Here is an 11819-nt window from a genome sequence, read left to right as displayed (position 1 = left end):
AGGCCGCGCGTTCGGGGAAACAGGAAATGGTTGAAGAAATGGCTGCGGGTGGGGAACTCGCAGGACTGAGGGTGATGGTGATCGATGACTCGAAGACCATCCGGCGTACCGCCGAAACACTTCTGAAACGTGAAGGCTGCGAGGTCGTTACCGCGACCGATGGCTTCGAGGCATTGGCCAAGATCGCCGACCAGCAGCCACAGATCATCTTCGTCGACATCATGATGCCGCGTCTGGACGGGTATCAGACCTGTGCCCTGATCAAGGGCAACCAGCTGTTCAAGTCGACGCCGGTGATCATGCTCTCGTCCAAGGATGGCCTGTTCGACAAGGCACGCGGCCGCATCGTCGGCTCCGAGCAGTACCTCACCAAGCCATTTACCCGCGACGAACTACTGGGTGCCATCCGCACATACGTCAACGCCTGACCAGGGGGTAAGGCAAAATGGCTCGAATTCTGTTGATCGAAGACTCACCGACCGACCGGGCGGTGTTTACGCAATGGCTGGTCAAGGCCGGCCACGAAGTATTGTCGGCGGACAACGCCGAGGAAGGGCTGCAGATCGCACGCAGCCAGGGGCCGCAACTGGTGTTGATGGACGTGGTGCTGCCGGGCATGAGCGGTTTCCAGGCCACGCGCGCGATGTCGCGTGACGAGGCCACCCGCGATATCCCGGTGCTGATCGTCAGCACCAAGAGCATGGAAACGGACAAGGCCTGGGGCATGCGCCAGGGTGCGACCGACTACATCGTCAAGCCGCCGCGTGAGGATGACCTGATCGCGCGGATCAACAAATTGGTGGGTTGATGCGTTCTCCCTTCGACATCCTTGAAGCTTACGAACGGCGCAGCCTGGCGCACGCGGTGCAGTTGCCCGAGCGGCGCTTCTCACAGGATGTCTGGCGCGGGGTGGGCTTCCGCATCGGCACGCGCCACCTGGTGTCCGACTTCCGCGAAGTGGTCGAAATCGTGCCGATGCCGCCGATCACCCTGGTGCCCGGCGCGCAGCCGTGGCTGCTGGGCGTGGGCAACCTGCGCGGCAACCTGTTCCCGGTGGTGGACCTGAAGAATTTCCTCGAAGGCGAGCGTACCGCGCCGCAGGAAGGCCAGCGCGTGCTGATCATGCGCCAGGCCGGCGGCGACGTGGCGCTGGTCATCGACGAGTTGTACGGCCAGCGCAGCTTCGAGCAGCACATGCAGGTGCCGGCCGGTGACATCGCCCAGGGCCGTTATGCCCACTTCGTCGAGCGCGCCTTCCACGACGAGGGGCGCGACTGGGGCGTGTTTTCGCTGTCGTTGCTTTCCCGCACTCCTGAATTCCGGCAGGCCGCCGCCTGATTGGCGTGCCTGCTTCATCGCATTGATATCGAGGTCGAACGATGAGTACTGCTCCTGAATCCACCAGGGCCGGCAAGCTGGGCAACGTGGGCACCAACTTCTGGTTGGGCCTGCTGGTGCTGTCGATGATCGTCTTCGGCGCCAACACCGGTGTGGCAACGTGGCAGGGCAGCCGCCTGGCAGGCGCCAGTACCGGCGCGGCCGACCTGCAGGTGCTGTCACAGCAGCTGGCCAACCAGGGCCGCGACGCCGTGGGCGGCAGCCGCACGGCGTATGCCGCGTTCAAGGACACCCGCAGCAAGATCGAAGGCACCGTAAGCGAGCTGCAGGGCCGCTTCGGCACCGAGGCCGGCGTGTCCCGCCCGCTGGCCAACCTGGTCGATACCTGGAAGCCGCTGTCCAAGAACGCCGAACAGATCGTGGCCAGTGAGCCGGCGATCATGGCGCTGGCCGGCAACGCCGACAGCTTTGTCGGCGCGGTGCCGCAGCTGCAGGCGCAGTTGAACGAGGTGGTGCGCGAAATGACCGCCGGTGGCGCGCAGTCCTCGCAGGTGTACAACGGCCTGCAGCAGGTCGTGGTGGCCGGCACGATGGCCCGCCGCGTGACCGAAATCCGCGCCGGTGGCCCGGGCGCCAGCGGCGCCGGCGACGCGCTTGCGCGCGACATGGTGGTGTTCTCGCAGGTGCTGGAAGGCCTGCGCCACGGCAACCAGGAAATGGGCATCACCGCGGTGCGCAGCGCCGATGCACAGGTGGCGCTGGAGCAGTCGGCCAACCAGTGGGCGAAGATGAAGAAGGACGCCGACGCCATCCTGGCCAGCTCGCGCAACCTGTTCGCCGCACAGTCCTCGGCCACCGCGCTGACCACCGGCTCGGACAAGATGCTGGAGAGCAGCCGCAGGCTGTTCGATGCGTTCTCGGCCTTCGGCTCGACCCGTGATACCCGCATCTTCCCGAACTTCTGGTGGAGCGTGGTGTTCGGCGGCCTGTCGGTGCTGTCGATCATCATGTTCGTCTGGAGCACCGTGCGCAGCCGTTCGCGCGAACAGGAAACCCGCTACCAGACGCAGGTGGAGTTCAACAGCCGCAACCAGCAGGCAATCATGCGGCTGCTGGACGAAATCAGCTCGCTCGGTGAAGGTGACCTGACGGTGAAGGCCTCGGTGACCGAGGACATGACCGGCGCCATCGCCGACGCAATCAACTACGCCGTGGACGAACTGCGCCACCTGGTGACCACCATCAACGACATCTCCAGCAAGGTGGCGGTGTCGGCGCAGGAAACCCAGGCCACCGCCATGCAGCTGGCAGAAGCGGCCGGCCACCAGGCCGACGAGATCACCAGCGCCTCGGACCGCATCGGCGAAATCGCGACCTCCATTGAACAGGTGTCGCGCAACTCCAGCGAGTCGGCCGAAGTGGCACAGCGCTCGGTGGTCATCGCGACCGAGGGTGCCGGCGTGGTGCGCCAGACCATCCAGGGCATGGACCAGATCCGCGACCAGATCCAGGAAACCTCCAAGCGCATCAAGCGGCTGGGCGAGTCCTCGCAGGAGATCGGCTCGATCGTGGAACTGATCAACGACATTTCCGAGCAGACCAACATCCTGGCATTGAACGCGGCCGTGCAGGCGGCGTCGGCCGGTGAAGCGGGCCGCGGCTTCGCGGTCGTGGCCGACGAAGTGCAGCGCCTGGCAGAACGTACCTCCGGCGCGACCCGTCGAATCGAAGGCCTGGTCCAGGCGATTCAGGCCGATACCAATGAAGCGGTCACCTCGATGGAGCAGACCACCGCAGAAGTGGTGTCCGGTGCGCGCCTGGCCGAGGACGCCGGTACCGCGCTGACCGAAATCGAACGCGTGTCCAATGCGCTGAACAACCTCATCAAGAGCATCTCCGTCGCCGCCAACCAGCAGGCCGCAGCCGCTACCGACATCACCCAGACCATGGGCGTGATCCGGCAGATTACCGGCCAGACCTCGCACGGTGCGGGGCAGACCGCCGATTCGCTGGGCCAGCTGAACCAGCTGGCGGCCGAGCTGCGGCGTTCGGTGGCCGACTTCAAGCTGCCGGCTTGAACGGGCTGACTGGTCGGGGATGAAGGGAACCAGCAGATGAAGTATTGCCATACCGCGAAGCAGGGCCAGAACCTCGCCATGCGATCGCTGCTGTACAGGGGAGTGCGATGAGTACCTTGCGCGATGCCATGAGCCACGCGGCGCTGGGCTGGGTCAAGCCGGAGCTGGACGAGACCCTGCGCCAGGTGCGCAACGAGGTCGAGCAGTTCGTTGAAGACCCCAGCGACACCAGCCGCATGCGTTTCTGCGCCGGCTACCTGCACCAGGTGCAGGGCACGCTGCGCATGGTCGAGCTGTACGCCCCGGCGATGGTGGCCGAGGAGCTGGAGCTGCTGGCCAACGCAGTGCGCGACGGCGCCGTGCCCGAGCGCGAGGAAGCCTGCGCCACGCTGATGCGCGGCACCGTGCTGTTGCCGGACTACCTGGAGCGCCTGCAGAACGGCCACCGCGACATCCCGATCGTGCTGCTGCCGCTGCTCAACGAGATCCGCGCCGCGCGTGGTGCCGAGGGCATCAACGAGAGCGTGCTGTTCGCGTTCAACCCCGATGCCAGCGACGCCAGCCCGGCCGAACTGGAACATGCCCGCGGCAGCCTGCGTGGCCGCAACCGCGAACTGCTCGACACGGTCGGCAACGCGGTCAAGGAAGACCTGATGCGCATCAAGGATGCGCTGGACCTGCACGTGCGCACCGGTGGCAACGCGGCCGACCTGCAGACCCAGGTCGACGAACTGCGCGCGGTGTCCGACACGCTGGGCGTGATGGGCCTGGGCGTTGCCCGCGGCATCGTCGCCAAGCAGCGCGACGCGCTGGCCGAGGTGGTCGCCGGCAACCGTGGCATCGACGACAACCTGTTGCTGGATATCGCCGGCTCGCTGCTGTACGTGGACGCCTCGCTGGACGACCAGGTCGCCCACCTCGGCGCGAATGCCGAAGGCGAGGACGACGCGGCCGCGGTGGAAACCCGGCGCACGGTGGAGGTGCTGGCGCACGAAGCCATCGCCAACTTCACCGCCGCGCGGGAATCGTTCGTCGCCTTCATCGAGACCAACTGGGACCACGAGCGCCTGGCCGAAGTGCCGCGCCTGCTCGGCGAGGTCGCCGGCGCGCTGCGCATGCTGGAACTGCCGCAGCCGGCCGACTACCTGCTGGCCGTGCGCCAGTACATCGAATCCGAACTGATCGGGCGCCGCCGCATTCCCGGTGGCCGCCAGCTGGATACCCTGGCCGACGCCATGGCCAGCCTGGAGTACTACCTCGAAGCGCTGCGTGACCGCCGCTCGGGCCGCGAGGACATCCTCGACATCACCCGCAGCAGCCTGGAAGCACTGCATTACTGGCCGATCCCGGCATTGACCGTCGACGCGCCAGCTGGCATGGCCGCCGCCGTCACGATGGACGCACCTGCCGTGGCGGAAGCTGCCCCGGTTGCGCTCGTCGAGGCCCCGGTAGCGGCCGAGCCGCCGGTCGAGCCGCCGCGGTGGGATCTGGAGCCGGTGCAGGAAACGCCGGTCATCGTCGAGGAAGCCGCTCCGCAGGCCGAGCCCCTGGTTCAGGAGCCGGTTGCCGCGGTGGTTCCGCCGCCGCTGCCGGAGATCGCGCCTGCCGCTGCCACGCCAACGCCGGCCTATCCATTGCTGTTCGGCGCGGCCATCCATGCCAAGCCAACCTTGAACGAACTGCCGCCGGTGCCGAATGTCGCCGGGCCGTTCGAGGTGCCGGCCGAACCGGCTGTCACCGCGGATGCGTCGGTGTTCGACCCGGTCGCGGCCGAATACACGCAGCCGGTGGGCAACGACGATGTCGTGGCGCCGATCGTGCTGGAAGAGCGTGACGATGCACCGGCCACGGACATCGCACCCACCGCTTTCCAGGCCTTCGACCCGGTGGCCTCCGAGGAGGTCGTGCCGGAGGGCGCGGCATCGACGGTCTTCACCTTCGACAGCAGCCTGCTGGAGTTGGACGATGCGTCTGCGCGCGTCGAGCCGGTTGCGGTACAGGACGTGACCGTTGCCGACGGTTTCTTCGCGCCGGAGCTGGACGAGGCAGTCACGCTGCAAGCAGCGTCGCCCGCCGAACCCGCCGAACCCGCCGAACCCGCCGAACCCGCCGAACCCGCCGAACCCGCCGCGATCAACGCACCGGCTGACTGGCAACTGGAGGAAGCGCCGCTCGCGCAGCAACCGACCGAAGCCGTCCATGCCGCCGCACCGGTGGCACCGGCCGAGGAGCCACCGGTCGTGGTCGCCCAACAGGTGCCCGAAGCGGTGGAAGTGGCCGATGCCGAGGCTGCCGCCTTCATGGCCGAGCTCAACGCCGCCGCCGACGCGTTCGATCCGTTCGCACGCCCGGCCGCGCCGGAACCGGCACGCGTGCCGGAGCTGGTGGAGGCCGCGGCCGCCGCACCTGCCGCGCGTGCACCGGTGTCGTTCGCCACGCTCGATGGCGGGTTCATCGATGGTGGTGATGACATCGACCAGGACATCCGCGATGTCTTCATCGAGGAGTTCGACGAAGAACTGGTCAACCTGGGGCACCTGTTGACGGCCTGGCGCGCCGCGCCGGGCAACATGGAGCGCCTGCGCCCGGTGCGCCGCGTATTCCATACCCTCAAGGGCAGTGGTCGCCTGGTTGGCGCACGCACCCTGGGCGAGTTCAGCTGGAAGATCGAAGGCATGCTCAACCGCGTGCTGGACGGCAGTCGCCCGGCCAGCCCGGCCGTGGTCGCCATGGTCAACCAGGCCTATGACGTGCTGCCGGAGCTCAATGCCGCGCTGCGCGGCGCCGGCAGCCTGCATTCGGACCTGCTGGGCATGCAGGATGTGGCCGACCGCGTCGCCGCGGGCGAGGAAGCGTTCTACCAGACGCCGAGTGCTGCGCCTGCTCCGGCACCCGCGCCGGTCGCCGAGGCGATCGTGGCCGAGCCGATGGCGGTGGCCGCCGTCGAGGCGGAAGGCACCCCGGCCTCGGTGGACAGCGTGCTGCGCGAGATCCTCGAAGCCGAGGTCAGCGTGCACCTGGAAACGGTCAATCGCTGGTTGGCCCAGTCGAACGCGGCACCGCAGCCGGTCAACGAAGACCTGTTGCGCGCCGTGCACACCATGAGCGGTGCGTTCGCGATGACCGACGTGCCGGTGATCACCAGCATCACCTCGCCGGCCGAATCCTTCGTCAAGCGCTCGCTGGCGGCCGGCATCGTGCCGGGCGCGGTCGGTGTACAGGCGCTGTCGCAGATGGCAGCGGCCATCGACACCACCATCAACGCACTGCGCGACCCGGCGCCCCGCATCCCGGCATTCCCGGGTGTGGCCGAACGCCTGCAGGAGCTGGTCGATGCATTGCCGGATGCCAAGTGGCCGCCGATGCCGGCCGAGGACGAGTTGTCGCTGGACGACGCCGACCCCGCAGCCGTCGAGGAAACCGGCGCGGCGGAGCCGTCCGCCCCGGAACTGTCCATGGCCGAAGACCTGTCGGCGTACCTGGATGCATCGCTGCTGGAAGGCACGCCGGGCGCCGTGCCGGTGCAGGATGTGCAGACGGATGCCGGACAGGCCATCGAATCGCCTGTGGACCTGTCGTCCGCCGAAGCGGAGATGGCCGTCGAGCCGACGACCACGACGGACGCGGTTGCCGCCGCGTTGAATGTTGTCGATGCAGCCGATACCGCGCAGCAGGATTCCCACGCCGACGTGGATGAAGCCGCACAGCGGGCACCGATCGATGAGGCACCGGTTGCCTTCGCCGACGACGTCCGCCAGGCACCCGCAGAAGCGGCCGAAGCGCCGTCCGCGCAGGAAGCGGTTGAGTCCCCGGCGGCTTCGGGGACATCGTCACCGTTCGCCTGGCTGGCGACGGCCGGCGCCGCGGTCGCGGGCGTCGCGGCCGCGGCGTTCCGCAAGGACACGCCAGCCGAGGAGGTCGTTCCGGCCCGCGAGGCGAACGCGCTGGAACCGTCCGTGTCCGACGAGGCCGAGGTGGCCGCGCCGAGTGAAGTCGAAGCGCCGTCGGTGCAGGACGCCGACCTTGTTGCCGATGCCGATACCGATGCCGACGCCGACATGCAGGTGTCGGAGATTGCGGCGCAGGTGGACGAGGTCGAGGACCTGTCTGCCGAGCTCGCGCCGCTGGCTGATAGCGAAACGGTGCCGGCTTCGGAAGCTGCCCTGCACGATGTCGATGCCGAAGGTGCTGTCGCGGTCGGGAACGACGTGGATGCACTGCCGGAAGCGGTTGTCGTCGACGTCGCGGAAACTGCCTCCGACGTCGCAGCGACGGATGCCGCCGTGGACGAAGCGACGGCCGCTGTCGAGGATGCCGATGTGTCCGCGCCCAGCGAAATGTGGCTGGAAGACACCCGTGACGTCGCCGAAGACGCGCCGCTGGAAGACGCAGCGGCCGAAGCCGCAGTCGCAGCGGTGCTGGAAGACGCCGCGGTCGACGTGCCGGTTGCCGTCGTCGTGGAACGTGACGCCGCCGCCACCGCAGGCGCCGAGGTCGCAATCGACCCGGTCGTGGATGCGGAAGGGATCGACACGCCGGCTGCCGATGTGGCCGGGCAGGGCGACGAAATCACGGCGCCGGCTGAACCGGTTGCCGACGTGCCGGTCGATGTGCCGGGCATGGCTGCCAGGATCGAACTGGCACCACTGACCGCCCCGTTGCCGGAAGACCAGCGGGTGGTGGTGTCCGAGCCGGTGCTGGCCGAACTGGTGGTCGGCCCGCTGGACTTCAACGAGCTGGACCGCGAGCTGGTCGACATCTTCGTCGAGGAAGGCAAGGACCTGCTCGACCACTGCGATGGCCTGCTGCACGAGCTGCGCTCGACGCCGGAGGACCGCGAAGCACTGGCGGGCCTGCAGCGTGACCTGCACACCCTCAAGGGTGGTGCGCGCATGGCCGGCATCAATGCCATTGGCGACCTTGGCCACGGCATCGAATCGCTGCTGGAAGCGGTGGCGGCCAACCGCACCGAGATGACCCGCGACGACGTCACGCTGCTGGAGCGGGGCTTCGACCGCCTGCACCAGCTGCTGGTGCATACCGGTGACCACCACGCGGTGCAGATGCCGCTGGACCTGATCGGCGCGTTCGAAGCCCGTACCGATGGCCGCGCCGAAGCGGCACCAGCACCGGTCGAGGCACCGGCGCTGGACGCGTCTGCCCCGATGCCGGTGACGGACGAGGTGCAGCCGCAGCCGCTGGCAGCCGCGGTGCCGTTGTCGGCACCGGTGATCGACGAGCAGGCCGCCGAGGAAGACGGTGCCCCGCGTGGCCAGGAACAGGTGCGCGTGCGCGCGGACCTGCTCGACAGCCTGGTCAACCACGCCGGTGAAGTGGCGATCTACCGCTCGCGCCTGGAGCAGCAGCTCGGTGCCTTCCGTGGCGCCATGGCCGAACTGGACCGCACCAACGCGCGTCTGCGCGACCAGCTGCGCCGCCTGGACCTGGAAACCGAAGCCCAGATCGTCGCCCGCTATCGCCGCGAGCACGAACAGGCCGACCAGACCTTCGACCCGCTGGAACTGGACCGTTTCTCGACGCTGCAGCAGCTCAGCCGTGCGCTGAACGAATCGGCGGCCGACTTGGGCGGCCTGCAGGGCGTGCTCGACGAGCTGTCGCGCAACTACGACACGCTGCTGCAGCAGCAGTCACGCGTGAGCTCGGAACTGCAGGACGGCCTGATGCGTGCGCGCATGGTGCCGTTCGACGGACTGGTGCCGCGCCTGCGTCGCGTGGTCCGCCAGGCCGCGCACGACACCGGCAAGCAGGTGCACCTGAAGCTGGAAGGCACGCACGGCGAACTGGACCGCAACGTGCTCGACCGCATGGTCGCGCCGCTGGAGCATATGCTGCGCAACTCGGTCGCACATGGCCTGGAAGAACCGGCCGCACGTGCCCGGGCCGGCAAGGCCGAGGAAGGCGAGATTGCCCTGCGCCTGCGCCGCGAAGGGTCGGAAATCGTGCTGGAAGTGGCCGATGACGGCGCCGGCCTGGACCGCGCGGCGATCCGCCGTCGCGCCGAGCAGCGTGGCCTGCTGGGCGCCGACGAGCAGATCGACGACAGCCAGCTGGACCAGATGATCTTCGCCTCGGGCTTCAGCACCAGCGAGCAGGTCAGCCAGCTGGCCGGCCGTGGCGTGGGCATGGACGTGGTGCGCAACGAAGTACGCCAGCTCGGCGGCTCGGTGGACATCCATTCCGAGCGTGGCCACGGCGCCACCTTCACCCTGCGCCTGCCGCAGACGCTGGCGGTCACCCAGGCGGTGTTCGTCCGCATCGGCGAGACCACTTACGCGGTGCCGGTGGCATCGGTCAGCGGTATAGGCCGCATTTTCCGCGAGCGCTTCGAATCCGGGCAGAGCGGTTACCACTACAACGGCGAAGACTTCACCCTGTACAACCTGGGCACCCTGGTCGGCCAGGCCGCGGCCAAGGCCGAAGGCCAGAACGAGATCCCGTTGCTGCTGGTGCGCTCGGGCGACCTGCGCGCGGCGGTGGCGATCGACCAGGTGCTGGGCAACCGCGAAATCGTGGTCAAGCCGGTGGGCCTGCAGATCGCCTCGGTACCGGGCATCTACGGCGCCACCATCACCGGCGAAGGCAACGTGGTGGTGATCCTGGACGTCGCGCCGCTGGTGCGTCGCCACCTGGCCCAGCCGCAGCAGGCGGTGGAGGCGACCGTGGTCACCAGCCAGCGTCATGCGCCGCTGGTGATGGTGGTCGACGATTCGCTGACCATGCGCAAGGTCACCGGCCGCGTGCTGGAGCGCCACAACTTCGAGGTCGCCGCCGCACGCGACGGCGTCGAGGCGCTGGAGCTGCTGGAAGAGCGCGTGCCCGACCTGATGCTGCTGGACATCGAGATGCCGCGCATGGACGGCTACGAGCTGGCCACCGCCATGCGCGCCGACCCGCGCTACAAGGACGTGCCGATCGTGATGATCACCTCGCGCAGCGGTGACAAGCATCGCCAGCGTGCGTTCGAGATCGGCGTGCAGCGTTACCTGGGCAAGCCGTACCAGGAGCTGGACCTGATGCGCAATGTCTACGACCTGCTGGGGATCGCACGTGTACGCGAATGACACCACCAAGCCGGTAGCCCTGCTGGCCCGTGCCGGTGCGGCACGCGAACGCCTGCGTGAGGCAATCGCCGCCGCCGGTGGCCACGTCGTGCTGGAGGAGGATCCCAACCAGCTCGACGGTGCCGCCCTGGAAGCGGCTGCGCCGCAGGTGGTGCTGGTGGCGTTGGAGCCGGCGGTTGAGGACGCCCTGGAGCGCCTGGGGCCGCTGCTCGAAGCCCCGCACCTGACCCTGATGTTCGAGGAAGCCGAACTGGCCGCGCGTCGCGAGGGCTGGGAGGCGCAGCGCTGGATTCGCCACCTGGCGGCCAAGCTGCAGGGACATGGCAACGTGCTGCCCCCCGGGCAGGAGGACGAGGCCGCCGAGCCGGCCGCCGCGCTCGAGCCGGGGCTGCCGGAACGTCCGGCCGATCGCCATGTCGATGCGCCGTTGCAGTTCCACCTCGACGAGGCATTCGTCGAGTCGGTGGACGTGCCGGCCGACGCGCTGTACGTGCCGCCGGTCGTGCCCGAAGAGCGTCCGCAGGTGCTTTCCTTCGAGGAACTGATCGCAACGCCGGCGGCCGAGTCGCCGGTGCTGCCGCCGCCGCTGCCGGAACCGGCCGGGACCGAACCGGCCGTGCAGGTGCCGGCGGCGGAGACCACCGCACCGGTCATGGACTTCAGCAAGTGGTCGCTGGTCGAGGAAGAGGGTTACCAGGAGGTTGCGGCGGCGCCGGAGGCCCCGCCACCGCCCGCGCTTGCCAGCCTGCTGAACACCTCGCTGTCGCTGGTCGACATCGAGGAAGAAGGTGCCGATGGCGGAGCGGTGCTGCTGTTCGCCGGCATCGGCGGCCCGGACGCGGTGCGCCGCGTGCTGGCCGGCCTGCCGGAAGATTTCGCGCGCCCGGTGCTGGTGCAGTTGCGCCTGGACGGTGGCCGGTACGCCAACCTGGTCAAGCAGATGTCGCGTGCGACCAGCTTGCCGGTGAGCCTTGCCGAACCGGGCGTCAGCCTGGCCGGCGGCAATGTCTACATCCTGCCGGATGCCACCAGCCTGTCGTCCGAGGGCGGCTTGCGCTTTGGCGACGGGCAGGGTGACCTGCTGGAGGCATTGGACCCGGTGCGCAGCGCGGTGATGCTGCTCAGTGGCGCCGATGTCGGCCTGGTCGAACCGGTGCTGGCGTTCGCCGAACGCGGTGGCTGGGTCGCGGGCCAGATCGGTGAAGGCTGCTACGACCCGGCGGCGGCCAGTCAGCTGGCGGTTGCCGGCAAGCCGGCGGGCGACCCGGAGTATCTGGCAGCCGAACTGGCAACGCATTGCGCCGGCTGATGCCGGCGCAAC

6 protein-coding genes are annotated in these 11819 nt (G+C 68.6%); all 6 read left to right on the top strand.

The window, feature by feature from the left end; all coding sequences use genetic code 11:
* Nucleotides 1-26: 26 nt before the first annotated feature.
* The 6 genes from pilG (at nucleotide 27) to ATCM_RS15115 (ending at nucleotide 11807) form a co-directional block, all read left to right on the top strand.
* Nucleotides 27-428: a twitching motility response regulator PilG gene (pilG, locus tag ATCM_RS15140; protein ID WP_132866201.1), complete on the top strand. Its 402-nt coding sequence runs from the start codon at nucleotides 27-29 to the stop codon at nucleotides 426-428.
* A gap of 17 nt (nucleotides 429-445) precedes the next feature.
* Nucleotides 446-808, top strand: coding sequence for a response regulator (locus ATCM_RS15135; RefSeq protein WP_132865309.1), 363 nt, complete (start codon nucleotides 446-448; stop codon nucleotides 806-808).
* On the top strand, nucleotides 808-1338 hold the full coding sequence (locus ATCM_RS15130) for a chemotaxis protein CheW (RefSeq protein WP_132865308.1): 531 nt from the start codon (nucleotides 808-810) through the stop codon (nucleotides 1336-1338). Before ATCM_RS15135 ends, ATCM_RS15130 begins: the two co-directional genes overlap by 1 nt.
* A gap of 41 nt (nucleotides 1339-1379) precedes the next feature.
* The gene (locus ATCM_RS15125) at nucleotides 1380-3416 is read left to right on the top strand and encodes a methyl-accepting chemotaxis protein (RefSeq protein ID WP_132865307.1); all 2037 of its coding nucleotides are present in this window, start codon (nucleotides 1380-1382) and stop codon (nucleotides 3414-3416) included.
* Nucleotides 3417-3523: 107 nt separating this feature from the next.
* Nucleotides 3524-10498 carry an Hpt domain-containing protein gene (locus tag ATCM_RS15120; protein ID WP_132865306.1) on the top strand — a complete coding sequence of 2325 codons (6975 nt, stop codon included), beginning with the start codon at nucleotides 3524-3526 and terminating at the stop codon, nucleotides 10496-10498.
* Entirely contained in the window at nucleotides 10485-11807 is a 1323-nt protein-coding gene (locus ATCM_RS15115) for a chemotaxis protein CheB (protein ID WP_132865305.1), read from the top strand. Before ATCM_RS15120 ends, ATCM_RS15115 begins: the two co-directional genes overlap by 14 nt.
* Nucleotides 11808-11819 lie beyond the last annotated feature (12 nt).

Source organism: Stenotrophomonas sp. ATCM1_4, assembly GCF_004348115.1.
Lineage (GTDB): Bacteria > Pseudomonadota > Gammaproteobacteria > Xanthomonadales > Xanthomonadaceae > Stenotrophomonas > Stenotrophomonas capsici.
This window is presented reverse-complemented; position numbering and strand designations above follow the sequence as displayed.